The sequence below is a fragment of the Tenacibaculum crassostreae genome (genome assembly GCF_964512405.1).
GTDB lineage: Bacteria > Bacteroidota > Bacteroidia > Flavobacteriales > Flavobacteriaceae > Polaribacter > Polaribacter crassostreae.
Window position 1 is genome coordinate 465,167 of record NZ_CAZELE010000007.1, and the last position, 15,373, is coordinate 480,539.

Annotated in this window: 17 protein-coding genes; 10 read left to right on the forward strand and 7 right to left on the reverse strand. The window is 30.2% G+C overall.

The features are described from left to right. The first annotated feature begins 2 nt into the window (after positions 1–2). The 6 genes from ACKTST_RS12470 (at position 3) to ACKTST_RS12495 (ending at position 5,779) form a co-directional block, all read left to right on the forward strand. Positions 3–1,298 (forward strand): D-arabinono-1,4-lactone oxidase, encoded by a 1,296-nt coding sequence (locus tag ACKTST_RS12470; RefSeq protein ID WP_408048071.1) that lies wholly within the window; start codon positions 3–5, stop codon positions 1,296–1,298. Continuing rightward, positions 1,298–2,473 (forward strand): alanine racemase, encoded by a 1,176-nt coding sequence (locus tag ACKTST_RS12475; protein ID WP_408048072.1) that lies wholly within the window; start codon positions 1,298–1,300, stop codon positions 2,471–2,473. Before ACKTST_RS12470 ends, ACKTST_RS12475 begins: the two co-directional genes overlap by 1 nt. A 54-nt stretch (positions 2,474–2,527) precedes the next feature. After that, positions 2,528–2,983 carry a YHS domain-containing (seleno)protein gene (locus tag ACKTST_RS12480; RefSeq protein WP_408048073.1) on the forward strand — a complete coding sequence of 152 codons (456 nt, stop codon included), beginning with the start codon at positions 2,528–2,530 and terminating at the stop codon, positions 2,981–2,983. A gap of 5 nt (positions 2,984–2,988) precedes the next feature. After that, positions 2,989–3,423: a YHS domain-containing (seleno)protein gene (locus tag ACKTST_RS12485; protein WP_408048074.1), complete on the forward strand. Its 435-nt coding sequence runs from the start codon at positions 2,989–2,991 to the stop codon at positions 3,421–3,423. A gap of 112 nt (positions 3,424–3,535) precedes the next feature. Continuing rightward, positions 3,536–5,182, forward strand: coding sequence for a glycerol-3-phosphate dehydrogenase/oxidase (locus ACKTST_RS12490; protein WP_408048075.1), 1,647 nt, complete (start codon positions 3,536–3,538; stop codon positions 5,180–5,182). A 99-nt stretch (positions 5,183–5,281) separates the two neighbouring features. Further along, complete coding sequence (locus ACKTST_RS12495) at positions 5,282–5,779, forward strand: hypothetical protein (RefSeq protein ID WP_408048076.1); 498 nt, start codon at positions 5,282–5,284, stop codon at positions 5,777–5,779. A gap of 13 nt (positions 5,780–5,792) precedes the next feature. Here ACKTST_RS12495 and ACKTST_RS12500 read toward each other — a convergent pair whose 3' ends face one another. The 3 genes from ACKTST_RS12500 to ACKTST_RS12510 form a co-directional block, all read right to left on the reverse strand. Then, entirely contained in the window at positions 5,793–7,061 is a 1,269-nt protein-coding gene (locus tag ACKTST_RS12500) for an MFS transporter (RefSeq protein WP_408048077.1), read from the reverse strand. 3 nt (positions 7,062–7,064) lie between these two features. Further along, positions 7,065–7,724 carry a hypothetical protein gene (locus ACKTST_RS12505; RefSeq protein ID WP_408048078.1) on the reverse strand — a complete coding sequence of 220 codons (660 nt, stop codon included), beginning with the start codon at positions 7,722–7,724 and terminating at the stop codon, positions 7,065–7,067. 229 nt (positions 7,725–7,953) lie between these two features. Then, on the reverse strand, positions 7,954–8,949 hold the full coding sequence (locus ACKTST_RS12510) for an NAD(P)H-dependent glycerol-3-phosphate dehydrogenase (protein WP_408048079.1): 996 nt from the start codon (positions 8,947–8,949) through the stop codon (positions 7,954–7,956). 94 nt (positions 8,950–9,043) lie between these two features. On the opposite strand from ACKTST_RS12510, the gene ACKTST_RS12515 reads away from it, so the two are divergent. From ACKTST_RS12515 to dut, 3 genes are read left to right on the forward strand one after another with little or no spacing between them, the layout of a single operon-like run. Then, complete coding sequence (locus ACKTST_RS12515; protein ID WP_408048080.1) at positions 9,044–9,493, forward strand: hypothetical protein; 450 nt, start codon at positions 9,044–9,046, stop codon at positions 9,491–9,493. Further along, positions 9,468–10,247, forward strand: a complete 780-nt coding sequence (locus ACKTST_RS12520) for a tetratricopeptide repeat protein (RefSeq protein ID WP_408048096.1) — start codon at positions 9,468–9,470, stop codon at positions 10,245–10,247. Before ACKTST_RS12515 ends, ACKTST_RS12520 begins: the two co-directional genes overlap by 26 nt. After that, complete coding sequence (gene dut / locus ACKTST_RS12525; RefSeq protein ID WP_408048081.1) at positions 10,244–10,675, forward strand: dUTP diphosphatase; 432 nt, start codon at positions 10,244–10,246, stop codon at positions 10,673–10,675. The genes ACKTST_RS12520 and dut overlap by 4 nt, the downstream gene beginning before the upstream one ends. 94 nt (positions 10,676–10,769) lie before the next feature. Here dut and recA read toward each other — a convergent pair whose 3' ends face one another. Then, positions 10,770–11,777 carry a recombinase RecA gene (gene recA, locus ACKTST_RS12530; RefSeq protein WP_408048082.1) on the reverse strand — a complete coding sequence of 336 codons (1,008 nt, stop codon included), beginning with the start codon at positions 11,775–11,777 and terminating at the stop codon, positions 10,770–10,772. A 113-nt stretch (positions 11,778–11,890) separates the two neighbouring features. On the opposite strand from recA, the gene ACKTST_RS12535 reads away from it, so the two are divergent. Further along, complete coding sequence (locus tag ACKTST_RS12535) at positions 11,891–12,466, forward strand: pseudouridine synthase (RefSeq protein WP_408048083.1); 576 nt, start codon at positions 11,891–11,893, stop codon at positions 12,464–12,466. A 161-nt stretch (positions 12,467–12,627) separates the two neighbouring features. On the opposite strand, the gene ACKTST_RS12540 is transcribed toward ACKTST_RS12535, so the two are convergent. From ACKTST_RS12540 to ACKTST_RS12550, 3 genes are all read right to left on the reverse strand, one after another. Next, entirely contained in the window at positions 12,628–13,068 is a 441-nt protein-coding gene (locus ACKTST_RS12540) for a GNAT family N-acetyltransferase (protein ID WP_408048084.1), read from the reverse strand. Next, positions 13,068–13,499, reverse strand: coding sequence for a ribose 5-phosphate isomerase B (rpiB, locus tag ACKTST_RS12545; RefSeq protein ID WP_408048085.1), 432 nt, complete (start codon positions 13,497–13,499; stop codon positions 13,068–13,070). Before rpiB ends, ACKTST_RS12540 begins: the two co-directional genes overlap by 1 nt. 915 nt (positions 13,500–14,414) lie before the next feature. Continuing rightward, the coding region (locus ACKTST_RS12550; RefSeq protein WP_408048086.1) for a diacylglycerol/lipid kinase family protein at positions 14,415–15,373 on the reverse strand (959 nt) is incomplete at its 5' end.

Sequence of the window (15,373 nt, forward strand, 5' to 3'; positions counted from 1 at the left end):
TTATGAACTTTAAAAAAAATTGGGCTGAAAATGTACAGTGGAATCCATCTAAAATTGCTTTTCCAACATCCGAAGAAGAACTACAAAAGTTAGTAATTAAAGCGCTAAATAATCATCTTAAAATAAGAGTTATTGGTTCTGGTCATTCATTTACACCTCTATGCGCTACCAATGAAATTTTGGTAAGTTTAGACAAGTATCAAGGGTTAATTTCTTTCGAAAAAGAAAAAAATATAGCTACTGTAAAAGGAGGAACTAAACTAAGTTTATTAGGTGAATTACTTTTTGAAAAAGGGCTAGCTATGGAAAACATGGGTGATATTAACGTACAATCTATCGCTGGTGCAATTAGTACAGGAACCCATGGTACTGGTATTAATTTTAAATCAATAAGTAATCAAGTTCTTGGGTTAAAATTTATTAACGGAAAAGGAGATATTATCTCTTGTTCAGCCAACCAAAACACTTCACTTTTTAAAGCTGCTCAAGTATCTTTAGGTTGTTTAGGAATTATTACAGAAGTAACCTTACAGTGTGTTCCTGCTTATAAACTCAAACTTCAAAATAAAAAAGAAAAATTAACCGATGTTTTAGCTACCTTACAAGAAAGAAATCAGCAAAATAGAAATTTTGAATTTTATTGGATTCCGTATACCAATACAGCATGGACAAAAACATCAAACATCGTGGAAGATTCAGAACCCGATAAGGTGAACTTTTTTAATTATTGGACAGAATATGTGTTAGAAAATTATGTTTTTAAACTTTTTTGTGAATACGCACGGTATTTTCCGTCACAAAACAAAACCGTTGCAGCAATTACTGCAGCAAGTATAAGTAATGTTAAAAAAGTATATCACAGTCATAAAGTATATGCAACACAACGATTAGTTAAGTTCAACGAAATGGAATACAATATTCCTGCTGAAGCTTATCAAGATGTGTTTAAAGATGTTCAAAAAATAGTGAATTCTAAAAAATTCAACATTCATTTTCCTATTGAAAATCGTTGGGTAAAAGAAGATGATGTTTACATGAGTCCTGCTTATAATAGAGATTCGGCATACATAGCTTGCCATGTGTATAACAAAAAAGAATATCAATCATATTTTAATGCTTTAGAAAAAGTTTTTAAAGCTTATAACGGAAGACCTCATTGGGGTAAACTAAATAATTTTACAACTACTGATATTCAAGAAAGTTATCCAGAATTTGCAACATTTATGCAGCATAGAAAAGAACATGATCCTGAAAATATTTTTGTAAATCCGTATATTAAAAAACTAATCGGTGTTTAATGAATACGTATTTTACCAACTTAAATAAAGAACTAAAAAACTACCAACGAGCGATTCCTTTTTTATTGGTAGATTTAGATATTTTAGATCAAAATATAGCTGTTTTAAAGAATAGTATTCATCCAAAATCAAACTTAAGAATAGTTGTAAAATCATTACCTTCTTTTGAGCTTTTGCAATACATTATGCAAAAGACAAGCTCTACTAAACTAATGGTTTTTCATCAACCTTTTTTAAGTGATTTAGCTTCAAAATTAAATAATGAAGTTGATATCTTATTAGGCAAACCTATGCCTGTAAAAACTGCAGAATATTTTTACAACAACTTACCTCTACAACACAATGGTTTTAATCCATTTACTCAAATTCAATGGTTAGTCGATACCGAAAAACGGATTGAAGAATATATTTCTTTAGCAAAAAAACTGAATAAAAAACTTCGGTTAAATGTAGAAATAGATGTAGGCTTACATCGTGGTGGTTTTACATCAATAGAATCTTTAAAAAAAGGATTCACTTTAATTGATAAAAATAAAGATTTTGTCGAGTTTTATGGTTTTATGGGATACGATCCGCATATTGTAAAATTACCTCGTATACTTCGTTCTCAGAAGAAATCATTACAATTAGCGAATGAGTTTTATAGCGAATGTAAAAGGTTGGTTAAAAAAGAATTTCCTGAACTATGGAATGAAAACTTGACCTTTAACGGAGCTGGAAGTCCTACCTTACATCTACACAAAAATAACAGTCCAACAAATGATATAGCTGCTGGTTCTTGCTTGGTAAAACCTACAACGTTTGATATTCCTTCGTTGCAAGAATATCAACCAGCTAGTTTTATTGCTTCTCCTGTTTTAAAAACTTTTATAAACACTACTATTCCTGGTTTAGAGCTTTTAAAACGTTTTTTTACTAAAGATTCTGCTTTTATTTACGGTGGTTTTTGGAAAGCCGATTATCATTATCCAAAAGGAATTAAACAAAATAATTTATTTGGTGCTTCTACCAATCAAACCATGATTAATATTCCTAAAAACTCTTCATTATCTGTTGATGATTTTGTGTTTTTAAGACCTCATCAAAGTGAATTTGTTTTTTTACAATTTGGTGAAATTCTCCCTGTAAGAAAAGGTCGAATTCAAAAATCATGGAGTTTATTAAAAAATAGATAAGTATAAATTGTAAGGTTAAAAGTTTTCTTCGACAACATTGAAAACTCTTTACTTATGAAAAACATATTTGTTCTACTATTCTTACTGACATCATCAGTAATTTCAGCTCAAAATATTGATTATAACACAAAAAAAGGATTCGTTGCCGAAGGATATGATGTTGTTTCCTATTTTAACAATGATAAACCCTTAGAAGGAAAAAAGAAATTTCAAACTACTTACGACGGAGCTAAATTTAAATTCGATTCTCAAGAAAACTTAAATTTATTTAAAGAAAATCCTATAAAATATATTCCTCAATACGGCGGGTATTGTGCTTACGCTGTCGCTGCCAAAAAAACTAAAATGTACATAGATGCAGAAGCATATGAAGTGAGAGATGGTAAATTGTACTTGTTTTATAGCTCATGGATATCTAGCAAATTAGACGATTGGAAAAATGGTGACACCAAAAAATTGCAGGCTCAAGGAGATGCCAATTGGAAAGAGTTAAAACACAAAAAGAAGTAACTTAGATGAAAGAAATCACCTTTATTTTATTACTAATATCAACCTCACTATTCGCGCAACAGTACAACACTAAAAATGGTGCAATTGCAAACGGATATGATGTAGTTTCCTATTTTAACAATAAAACAGAAAAAGGTAAAAAGGAGTTTTCTACAACCTACGACGGTGTAAATTTTAGGTTTTCATCAAAAGAAAATTTAAAAACATTTAAAGAAAACCCAAAACAATATATTCCTCAATATGGTGGATACTGTGCTTATGCTATTGGTAAAACTGGTGAAAAAGTATCAATCAATCCAAAAACTTTTGAAATTAGAGATAACAAACTGTATCTATTTTACAATTCTTGGGGTACGAATACTTTAGATCTTTGGAAAAAAGAAAATCCGAAAGAACTGCAACAACAAGCAGATAAAAATTGGAAAAAACTAAATCATTAGTATTGGTTTATTCGTTGCGGGGGCAACTTTATAAAGAGCTGATAATTTCAGCTCTTTTTTTGTTTTTATCGTTTCTTTTTATTCTTATTTTTGGTAGATAAAAAACCACACTATGAATACCTTTTCTTTTTTTAACCGAGCAAATATTCAACAAGAACTGCAGCATACCGAATTCGACATGTTGATTATTGGTGGCGGAATTACTGGTGCAGGAATTGCTTTAGACGCTGCTTCTCGTGGAATGAAAGTCGCTTTGGTGGAGAAAAATGATTTTGCTTCGGGTACGTCGAGTAAATCAACAAAATTAATTCATGGTGGGTTACGATACCTTAAACAGTTTGATTTTTGGTTGGTAAAAGAAGTAGGAACCGAACGTGCTATTGTGCATAAACTAGCACCTCATTTGGTTATTCCTGAAAAGATGATTTTACCACTTATAGAAGGTGGAACCTACGGATCATGGTTAACTTCTATCGGATTAAAAGTATACGATGTATTAGCTTCGGTAGAAGGTGATGACAAGCGTAAAATGCTTGACAAAAAAGAAGCGTTAGAAAAAGAACCGTTGTTACCTGATACTATTTTAAATGGAGCTGGTTTTTATGCTGAATATCGTACCGATGATGCTCGTTTAACTATCGAAGTGTTAAAAACTGCAAGTCAATACGACGCACAAATTATAAATTATACACAAGCTACCGAGTTTATTTACGAAAACAAACGCGTCGTTGGAGCTAAAGTAATCGATGCTTTTACAAACGAAAGCTATGATATAAAAGCTAAATATGTTGTAAATGCTGCAGGACCTTGGGTAGATGAATTACGTCAAATAAACAACTCAAAAATTGGAAAACGTTTACATTTAACCAAAGGAGTTCATTTGGTTGTTCCTCATGAAAAATTACCCGTTAAACAATCGGTGTATTTTGATATTCCAGACGGACGAATGATGTTTGCTATTCCAAGGGGAAAAGTAACGTATTTTGGTACTACCGATACCAATTATCAACAAGATAAAGATTCAGTAAATACCTCAATGGTAGATGCTTTATATCTGATTGAAGCTGTAAATAATATGTTTCCTGATATTCATTTAACCATAGATGATATTCAATCATCTTGGGCAGGTTTACGTCCGTTGATTCACGAAGAAGGAAAATCGGCTTCAGAATTATCAAGAAAAGATGAAATTTTTGTTTCCGACACCAAGCTAATTTCTATCGCTGGAGGTAAATTAACAGGTTACCGAAAAATGGCAGAACGTATTGTAGATATGGTTGCTAAAAAAATGAAACGTCGTTTTCAGGTAGAATTCGACACTATTCAAACCGAAGATATTATCTTATCCGGAGGTCCTTTTCAAAATTATAAATCGGTAAAACTATATAGTAAACAAATTTTCAAACGCATAAAATCTGTTGATTTAACGGAACTTGATGCTAATTATTTGGTTCATAACTACGGAAAACAAACCGATATTATTCTAGATAAATTTGATGAATTAACTATTAAAAATAGTGAGCAACGTTTATTAAAAGCAGAAGTTTGGTTTGCTATTCAGCATGAAATGACGTGTACTCTAACCGACTTTTTTATGCGAAGAACAGGTCGTTTATTTTTTGATAAACCAAGCGTAGATGCAAACAAAAACTTTGTTCTTTCTGAGTTTAAACAATACTTTAATTGGAGTGAAGAAACAACGAACAAACATCAACAAGAATTAGAAGAAAAAATAAATGTAGCGATTACTTTTTGTTAAAGTTTTTTGGCATTATAATTGAGTCTAAAAAAAAGCTATATTTGGCGCTAATTTTTAATTCCCCAACCAATAACTTATTGGTTTATAAAAGTATTACGAATGAAACAAAAGTTTGTTCTTGTAGTGTTAATGTTTGTGTGTGTATTTAGCTATGCCCAAAATGTGAATGTTATTTCTAAAGACGATATTAATAGTTGTAAAATAAACAATGTTGCTTTAAGTGAAATAAAAAGTACCAACGGAAAACAATCTAAGGTAGAATCACTTTTAGGTGCAGCTACTTCTTTTGAAAATAACGGATTTTACTACTATTTTAAATTTAACGGTTTAAAGCTTGATTTTTCTACATCAAAAAGTAAACCTTTCATTGAATCATTTGTAATTCTTAGCAACGAATCAAACCTTACAATTAAAGGAATTACAGTAACTATTGGTGATTCTATTGATAAATTAGGTACGGTTTCTTTTAGTACGGGTAGAAATGGTAATAAGAGTATTTTATTTGCTGAATGTGAAGAATGCGACGTGTTTATCAACATAGATTTTGATCAAACCACCAAAGTTATTACTAAAATTAACTATTTTGATATGTCTTAGAATAACTCATTTGTTATTCTTCTCTTTCATGTTCTTCTAAATCTTTTGTTAAGTCTAGCTTTCTCAGAGTTGGATTAAGAATTCCTGTGGTTACTACTGTTAATAAAGTCATCGTTCCTCCAAAAACAACTGCCGTTACTGTTCCCATTAATTTAGCAGTTATACCGCTTTCTAAGGCTCCTAATTCGTTAGAAGAACCCACGAACATAGAGTTTACCGAAGCTACTCTGCCACGCATATGATCAGGAGTTTTTAATTGTAGAATGGTTTGTCTTATTACCATGGAAACTCCATCGGTAACACCACTGAAAAATAAAGCTACTAAGGACACCCAAAAAATTGTGGACAATCCGAAAACAATAATACAAACACCAAATCCGAAAATAGCAGCTAATAATTTCATTCCTGCATTTCTACTTATAGGAATATATGCGGTGATTAGCATCGTTATAAAAGCACCTATTGCTGGTGCAGCTCTTAATACTCCAAAACCTTTTGCGCCAACTTGTAAAATATCTTGAGCAAATACGGGTAATAATGCAATAGCTCCACCAAACAATACCGAAATCATATCTAAAGTAATAGCACCTAAAATTGCTTTTGTTTTAAATACAAAAGAGATTCCTTCTTTTAAACTTTTAGCGATTGGCTCGCCTTTTTTATGGTTCATTATAGGTTTCTTTTTAATGAAAAACATCATAAAAAAAGATAGTAAAACCAACCCAAAAACAATTGATAATGATTGATTTACTCCTATTAAATAAATAGTGTATCCTGCAAAAGCAGGTCCTAAAACACTAGCTACTTGCCATGTAGTACTGCTCCAAGTAGCTGCATTTGGATATAATTTTTTAGGTACTATTAATGCGATTAAAGAAAAAATGGTAGGTCCGAAAAAAGAACGCAAAAAACCTCCGAAAAACACCAATCCATAAATGGAATATAAAACGGTTTTAGAACTCCATCCTTCTATAAGTTCAGGAGTTGTTAAGAAGTACAATCCGAAACTAATTAACGAAAATAGAGCAATACATAAAGCTAATAGATTTCTTTTTTCTTTTTGATCTACAATATGACCCGCAAACAATGCCATTGAAAAAGCCGGTAGAAACTCAAATGCGCCAATAAGACCTAAGCTCCAAGGATCTTTAGTAATTGAATAAACCTGCCATTCTATGATTATAAATTGCATAGACCAAGCAAAAACCAATAAAAAACGAACTAAAAGAAAAATATTAAACTCTTTAATTCTTAGTGAAGCGTACGGATCTTTTTTTTGCATGAATTAGTTTAATTTCAAATCCATTAAAATGGAAAATGTTTCGTTTACATCACGCTCTTTTACCACGATAGTCATTTCATGAGTGGTTGATATGACTTCTTGAACCGCAATATTTGCCCAAGCAAATTGCTTTAAAATAAAGTAGTAAATTCCTGATTGATCTAAATTTTCTTTTGGAAGTTTTATCGTGATTGATGCCAAATCGTTCACATTATTTATAAGTGTTTCTTTCTTAAAAATTTCTTCAACAAAAGGTTGCAAATTTTTACTGGTAACAATGTTTGTTTCAAAAATTCCTTGTGAAACTGTTAAGAAATAATCGTTACTATCTGCCGATTTACTTAAAATTTTCGCAATTTCTTTTAAAAGTGATGTGGTGTTTTTAAATGTAAAATCACACAAGTCTGATCGTACAATTACATCTCCTAAATTTAGTGCAAGTCGCTTAATGTTTTTACGAACTCTCAATTCATTAGCTGGCGACAATCTGTTAATTGCCATCATTACTGCGCCAACTTTAATTTCTTTTTTTAAAAGTTTTGAAACTTCTGGTAAAATTTCTCTAGCTAACGAAGACACATTAATAAGTTTTTCGTTCAATGCTTCTTCAATAAAAGGTGTTTTTCTGATAGTAATTTCAACAGCTTCCTGAATTGTTTTCATTTGTTTAATTTTAAACTAAAAGTAATAAAAATATTACAAAAAGTAATTTTAAACATAATTTTCTTTTTACTAAGAAATTCAACTAAAATATTTGCTAATCAGAATTTTAAATTAAATTTGCTTTCATTGTAGCTTTTATACAAAACCCAAACACAACTCAATTATAGAAGCGATTGAATGAGGCTTCTTAATTTATATTAAGAAGGATTATTTGTACAAATGCAAACAACTAATCTAATCTATTTGTTAACTTTAAAAACTCATCTTTCGCTTCTTTTTTGCCGTACAATACGTTATACACAGCATCTATAATAGGAGTTTTTGCACCGTTTTTTTGATTGATTTCGTAAGCACTTTTTGTCGCATAGTATCCTTCGGCAACCATACTCATTTCTAACATGGCTGATTTTACAGTATATCCTTTACCAATCATATTACCAAACATTCGGTTTCTACTAAATACCGAATATCCTGTAACTAATAAATCACCTAAATAAGCTGAATTATTAATGTTTCGCTTCATTTTATGAACCTTTTTAATAAAACGTTTCATTTCACGAATAGCGTTACTCATTAATACTGATTGAAAATTATCTCCATATCCTAATCCATGGGCAATACCTGCTGCTATAGCGTAAATATTTTTAAGCATTGCGGCGTATTCGGTACCAATAATATCATCAGAAATTTTTGTTTTGATATAACGTCCAGCGATCGATTTACTTAATTCTTTTGCTTTTTGTTGATCTTGACAAGCTAGTGTTAAGTAGGACAAACGCTCCATAGCTACCTCTTCGGCATGACATGGACCAGTGATAACTCCGATATTTTCAAACGGAATATCATATTTATCATGAAAATGCTCGCCTACAATTAATCCAGATTCTGGCACAATTCCTTTAATTGCTGAAAAAATTACTTTGTTTTGTAACGAAGCTGTTAATTTTTCTAATTCTGTATTTAAAAAAGCGGATGGAATTGCAAAAATTAGTACATCATAATTCTCTACGATATAATTCATATCATCCGACAAATCGAGTTGTTCAGGGTGTAATTCTGCAGAACTTAAATAACCAGGATTGTGTTTATTACGTTTAATATGTTCTAAAGCATATACACTTCGCATATACCATCCTATAGTTTCTAAATTTTCTGATAACATTTTTACGATAGCAGTTGCCCAACTACCGCCTCCTAAAACAGCTATTTTGGTTTGATTACTCATAGTAGTACGTGTTTGTATTACAAAATTAAGAAAACTATAAAGTTCTCTCTAAAGAATACTCTTATTATATTTGAGAATTGAAAATAATGAAGAAATGAAAATTTTTAAAATTGCACTTATTTTCTTAGTATTTCTTTTCTCTTGTTCAAAGAAAAAAGAACCGTGTGAAGAATATTCTGAACCGTATTATTCATCTAAATTAGTCAACTTTTCTCATAAAGACCACAACACAACAATTAAAGGAGAAAATATTACCATTAGAAAAGCTTTTAAACAATTAATTACTGAGGAACAAAATATTACTCCAAATAACGGTTATATAACTTTAAAAATTCATATTGATAAACATGGTAATTTTTGTAACCAAGAAAGCTATCAAATTGATGAAAATTATCAACCCACTTTTTTTAATAATGGTGAACTTATAAAAAAAATTGAAGCTATTTCAAGTAGTTTGTCAAATTGGAAAAATGATACTGAAACCAAAACATTTTATTTAATTCGTTTAAAAATTGAAGATGGTATTATTAAAGAAGTTTTTTAAGGTTTTAGGTCTTATAATCCTAATATCTATATTGTTATTTTTATTGTTCTTAACATATATAACCTATGATTCTAAAAATAAATATGAAGAATTTAAACAGAAAGTAGAAAATTTTGAAAGTTTAAATAGTGAAGATTATAGGTTATATTCAGAAAAATTTAATAAGTCTGGAGATTTTAAAACAGGTTTTAAATACTTAAACAAAGCTGTAGAATTAGAACCTAGTATGCATCTTGGTTATCGAGGGTGGATACATTTAAGAAAATTAAGAAATTATTCAAAAGCCTTAGAAGATTTTAATAGGTTGGATAGCTTAACACCAAACGCTATAGATGCTCCTTGGGGAGAAGATATTGATTTTCTTAGAGGTGAATGTTACTTTGGTAAAAAAGAGTATCAAAAAGCAATTGCTTATTTCAATCAAAGTATAAAAAATCAAAAAGGAGAAGAATGGGCTGATATTCAAACCATGGTTTATCTTGGTATTTGTGAGTATAAATTAAATAATTACGAAAACGCTATTATAGAATTTAAAAGAGCTTTAAAACAATCAGAATACACCTGCGAAGCTCATTTTTGGTTAGCAAAAATATATGTTGAACAATACAATCATAAATTAGCTAATGAACATATTTTAAAAGCAGAAGAAACCATAGAATACAAACGTGATGATAGATATAATGAATTTTTAAACGAGTTATATTTGTCTGAAATTATAGAATTAAAAGAGCAACTCAATAGAATAAAAACATGAACGTACAAATTATAAACAAATCTAAACACCAAACTCCTGCTTATGAAACCGAAGGTTCAGCTGGTATGGATTTACGTGCAAATATCGATGAAGCAATTGTTTTAAAGCCTTTAGAAAGAGCTATTATAAAAACAGGATTATTTATTGCGCTTCCGCTCGGTTTTGAAGCACAGGTGCGTCCGCGAAGCGGACTCGCAGCAAAAAAAGGAATTACTGTTTTAAATTCTCCTGGAACAGTGGATGCTGATTATCGTGGGGAAATTGGCGTGATTTTAGTCAATCTTTCTAACGAAAATTTTGTAGTGAATGACGGTGAGCGTATTGCTCAATTAGTAATTGCAAAACACGAACGAGTACAATGGCAAGAAGTTGAAGTTTTGGATCAAACCGAACGTGGTACGGGTGGATTTGGTAGTACAGGGGTTTAAAAAAAAGCTAACTATCACCTAACGATAAAAAAAGCTGTTGAGAAATCAACAGCTTTTTTAAATAGTAATAGTTTGAACTTTTAATCTAAATTACTTAATCTTGATTTTCAATAGCTTCTTTAATTTTGTTTTCAAGTTCTTCCATTAACTCAGGATTGTCTTTAATAACACCTTTTACAGCATCTCTACCCTGACCTAATTTAGTGTCTCCGTAACTAAACCACGAACCACTTTTCTTTATAATTCCGTATTCTACTCCTATATCTAAAACTTCACCAACTTTAGAAATTCCTTCTCCATACATAATATCAAATTCTGCTTGTTGAAATGGAGGTGCTACTTTATTCTTTACAATTTTAACCTTGGTGCTGTTACCAATTACTTTATCTCCATCTTTAATTTGGGTTCTACGACGGATATCTAAACGCACCGATGCATAGAATTTTAAAGCGTTACCACCTGTGGTAGTTTCTGGGTTACCAAACATAACTCCAATTTTTTCACGCAACTGGTTAATGAAAATAACAGTACAATTCGTTTTACTAATTGTAGCAGTTAACTTACGAAGTGCTTGTGACATTAAACGGGCATGTAATCCCATTTTAGAATCACCCATTTCACCTTCAATCTCAGATTTTGGTGTTAAGGCTGCAACCGAGTCAATCACTACAATATCAATAGCACCTGAACGGATTAAATTATCAGCAATTTCTAAAGCTTGCTCTCCATGATCTGGTTGAGAAATAATTAAATTATCAACATCTACTCCTAAACTTTCAGCATAAAAACGATCAAAAGCATGTTCAGCATCAATAAAAGCCGCAATACCTCCTGCTTTTTGCGCTTCGGCAATGGCATGTATGGTTAAGGTTGTTTTACCTGATGATTCTGGTCCGTAAATTTCAATAATTCTTCCGCGAGGATATCCTCCAACACCTAACGCTAAATCCAATCCTAAAGAACCTGAAGAAATAGCATCAATATCTTCTACTTGACTATCTCCTAACTTCATTACTGTTCCTTTTCCGTAAGTCTTATCTAGCTTATCTAGTGTAAGTTGAAGCGCTTTTAGTTTCGCTTCTTTTTCTTTATCTGCTGCCATAAATCGTGCTAATTATTTTATAAAATAAGAGTTGCTAAGTTATAAAAAACTAGTGGTTAATTCCTATCTTTTTATACTACATTTTGTAATATTGTGCGACTTAAAAAAATTAGATGCCTAACCACCGTCATTTCATGATTTACAAACCTTATGGGTTTCTTTCTCAGTTTATTAATAACCAAACAAAGCGAAAGAAAAAATTATTAGGAGAATTAGATTTTGATTTTCCTGAAGGAACAATGGCTATTGGTAGGTTGGATGTAAAATCGGAAGGATTGTTGTTATTAACTACCGATGGAAAAGTAAGCGACTTTATTACTACTAGAGGTGGTGTTGAAAAAGAATATTATGTTCAAGTTGACGGTGCTATTACTACAGAAGCAATAGAAAAGCTACAAAACGGGGTAGAAATTGGTATTCACGGAGAAAAATACACAACAAAACCTTGTAAAGTAGAATTAATAGCTATTCCTGATTTGCCAAATAGAACAAAGAAAATTCGTGATGAGCGTCATGGAGCTACTCCTTGGATATCAGTTACGCTTACCGAAGGAAAATTTAGACAAGTTCGTAAAATGACTTCTGCAGTTGGTTTTCCTACCCTTCGTTTAGTTCGTGTTCGTGTAGGTCATATTTTATTGGGTAATATGATATCTGGTGAAGTAAAAGAAGTTGAAAACCTACTGTAACCTTTGTTACTATTTAAAAATTATCTTTTATTTAATTTTACTCTATGAGAGATAATTCAAATACTTTTATTTACATAGTTGCAGGTATCATTATCCTACACTTTCTAATTGGATTCGGATATTTACTTTATAAAATGAATAAAAAAGAAAATAATAAATAGCTATTTTCTAACCATTCTTATATGCGGAATCCCATCTTCTAAATAACCTTCACCAACTTGTTTAAATCCGTGAGATTCGTAGAATTTTTGTAAATAGGTTTGTGCAGAAATAGTGATGGTAGTTTCGTTGTAGTTATCAACAATAGCTTGTATAGATGCTTTCATTAAATCGTGTCCGTAACCATATTTACGTTCGGTATCTTTTACTACCACTCTACCAATACTAGGTGTATCAAAATATTCACCGCTATTAAACAATCGTGTATAAGCTACTATTTTACCTTCTTTTTTACCTAAAACATGTAATGCTTTAAGATCTTTTCCATCAATATCTTGATACACACAATCTTGCTCAACAACAAAAACTTCAGAACGTAATTGAAGTAATTCATATAGTTCTGAAGTTGTTAATTCTTGAAATTTTTTTATACTAAAATTCATTAACAGCAAGCTATTTTTTCGACTCTGTTTGCATGACGTCCACCTTCAAATTCGGTAGCTAAGAAAATTTTTACAAAACCTAAAGCTTGTTGTAACGATACAAAACGAGCTGGAATTGTTAAGATGTTAGCGTCGTTGTGTTGACGCGTTAATTCAACCAATTCGTTGTTCCAACATAAAGCGGCACGAATACCTTGGTGTTTGTTAGCTGTCATTTGCGCTCCGTTACCACTTCCACATAAAATAATTCCTATTTCTGCTTGACCAGTTTCAACAGCTTCGGCAGTTGGATGAATGGTATCTGGATAATCCATACTATCAGTATCATTTGTACCAAAATTGATTACTTTATGTCCTAATTCTTCTAAAAGTTGAATAATTTCAAACTTATATTCGGTACCTGCGTGGTCGTTTCCTACAGCAATTGTCATAATTTGTTGATTTTAATTTAGTTGTGAGTTACAAAAATACAGTTATTCAAGGTTATCAACAGTAATTAACAATGCTTTTTTTAGTATTCTTAATAACCTATTAAAAATTAAGAGGTTACATAGTATTATCTAATTGTTAAGAACTAATAGTATATTCTGAAAAGAAAATTTGATTTTTTATAAAAAATTTACAATACAAGAACTGAAATTAATTATGCAACTTTTTTTTTGAGATTTTAATGAACATTTATCAACATTAAATTAACCTCTTTTTTACATTTAAAATTGAATTAACTATTCAAAAAAAGTAGTGAATAGCTGTTTATAACTTTTGTTAATAACCTTGTTTTGTAATTGATTTTAAAGTTTTTATTTATCTAATAACTTGTTTATTTATTTTAATAAGTCACTTCACCAAAAAATAAATCTATTTTTTATTCCACATATTAACACACTATAATAACAATCATTTCTTTTTTTAAATTTTAAAATTCTTTTTTATTAATAATATTATATGTTGATAACAGTTTTTAAAAACTATTAATTCATTTTTAAGGACGAATAATTTTAAACGTGAGGATATAATTTTATAGAAGATACTTTTCCTTAAGTACTAAATTCTAAAAAATATTTTAAAAAATAAGTTGATGTTTATAAGTACTGATAAGTAACTTATACTCGCTTTTTAGCTGCTTTGATAAGATAAACAGAGTCTTTTGCTTTGACTACTTTATTGGGAGTCTTTTCGTTTAAAGTCGTGTTTATACTTACCACGGTTACAATGATACCTGTAATAAATATAAAAATAAATAAGGCTATTATTTTGCGTAAGCTTTTCATTTATAACGACTTTCTTACTATAAAGACGTATAATTTTAAGAAATGTTACATTTTCTTTAAGTTTTTTTTAACTTTTTAAGGAATTACAATTTGAATAGCTTTTTCTAGTAAGCTAACTTTTACTTTTCCTTGACCAATTAATTCGCCATCTGCTTGAATATAAGGTAGATCTGAAGTATTTTTTGGAGTTATTGACAAACTATTAGATAAATGTGTTTCCACCTTTTTATGATGAACAATCTCTCCGTTATATAATTTTTTAATGCTAAAAAGTAAGTTGAAAAAAGATAAGTTTTTTGCAATAGTTACGTCAAATAAACCATTACTAGAATCTTTATAATCAGTTAATTGCATTCCACCTGCTGAATATTTACAAATACCGAACAATGTCATTAAGCATTTAGTTTCAATAATTTTATCTTCAATTTCAATGGTGAAAACTGTTTTTTTATACAATAATAAACCAGCTATTCCACTTAATAAATAAGCTATAGGTCCAAATCTTTTTAGTTTATTCAACTTATTAACAACATATCCGTCGTAGCCTATTCCTGCTACATTATTAAAGTAAGAAGAAGTGTTTTCTAGTTCTAAATATCCTATATCTTGGTATTTAGTTTTCTTATGTTTTATAATTTGTATTGCTTGTTTAATATCTTTAGAAATCCCATAAGTTTTTACCCAATCATTTCCTGTTCCTAAAGGAATAACACCAACTGTAACTTCTTTATAATCAACAATATTTTGCGACATAATTCCATTAATAATATGATGTAAAGTTCCATCACCTCCAACAGAAATTATATGTTTAAATCCTTGATTTAAAGCTTGGTAAACCAACTCTTTTTCATGATTAGCATGTGCTGTTTTAACATATTTAAAAGTTATATGTTGATTTTTTAATTCTTCTTGAATTTTAAACCAAACTTTTTTAAAATTTCCATTACCAGCAACAGGGTTTGCTATTATAAACCATGAAGTCCCCATTATATTCACTTTTATTCTTGGGTAGAAAAGTACAAAAATGAATTTAT

What these genes read in the sequence shown, in the direction of transcription:
- ACKTST_RS12470 (WP_408048071.1), top strand. Translation starts at nt 3, where the DNA reads ATGAACTTTAAAAAAAATTGGGCTGAAAATGTACAGTGGAATCCATCT.
- ACKTST_RS12475 (WP_408048072.1), top strand. Translation starts at nt 1,298, where the DNA reads ATGAATACGTATTTTACCAACTTAAATAAAGAACTAAAAAACTACCAA.
- ACKTST_RS12480 (WP_408048073.1), top strand. Translation starts at nt 2,528, where the DNA reads ATGAAAAACATATTTGTTCTACTATTCTTACTGACATCATCAGTAATT.
- ACKTST_RS12485 (WP_408048074.1), top strand. Translation starts at nt 2,989, where the DNA reads ATGAAAGAAATCACCTTTATTTTATTACTAATATCAACCTCACTATTC.
- ACKTST_RS12490 (WP_408048075.1), top strand. Translation starts at nt 3,536, where the DNA reads ATGAATACCTTTTCTTTTTTTAACCGAGCAAATATTCAACAAGAACTG.
- ACKTST_RS12495 (WP_408048076.1), top strand. Translation starts at nt 5,282, where the DNA reads ATGAAACAAAAGTTTGTTCTTGTAGTGTTAATGTTTGTGTGTGTATTT.
- ACKTST_RS12500 (WP_408048077.1), bottom strand. Translation starts at nt 7,061, where the DNA reads ATGCAAAAAAAAGATCCGTACGCTTCACTAAGAATTAAAGAGTTTAAT.
- ACKTST_RS12505 (WP_408048078.1), bottom strand. Translation starts at nt 7,724, where the DNA reads ATGAAAACAATTCAGGAAGCTGTTGAAATTACTATCAGAAAAACACCT.
- ACKTST_RS12510 (WP_408048079.1), bottom strand. Translation starts at nt 8,949, where the DNA reads ATGAGTAATCAAACCAAAATAGCTGTTTTAGGAGGCGGTAGTTGGGCA.
- ACKTST_RS12515 (WP_408048080.1), top strand. Translation starts at nt 9,044, where the DNA reads ATGAAAATTTTTAAAATTGCACTTATTTTCTTAGTATTTCTTTTCTCT.
- ACKTST_RS12520 (WP_408048096.1), top strand. Translation starts at nt 9,468, where the DNA reads ATGGTATTATTAAAGAAGTTTTTTAAGGTTTTAGGTCTTATAATCCTA.
- dut (WP_408048081.1), top strand. Translation starts at nt 10,244, where the DNA reads ATGAACGTACAAATTATAAACAAATCTAAACACCAAACTCCTGCTTAT.
- recA (WP_408048082.1), bottom strand. Translation starts at nt 11,777, where the DNA reads ATGGCAGCAGATAAAGAAAAAGAAGCGAAACTAAAAGCGCTTCAACTT.
- ACKTST_RS12535 (WP_408048083.1), top strand. Translation starts at nt 11,891, where the DNA reads ATGCCTAACCACCGTCATTTCATGATTTACAAACCTTATGGGTTTCTT.
- ACKTST_RS12540 (WP_408048084.1), bottom strand. Translation starts at nt 13,068, where the DNA reads ATGAATTTTAGTATAAAAAAATTTCAAGAATTAACAACTTCAGAACTA.
- rpiB (WP_408048085.1), bottom strand. Translation starts at nt 13,499, where the DNA reads ATGACAATTGCTGTAGGAAACGACCACGCAGGTACCGAATATAAGTTT.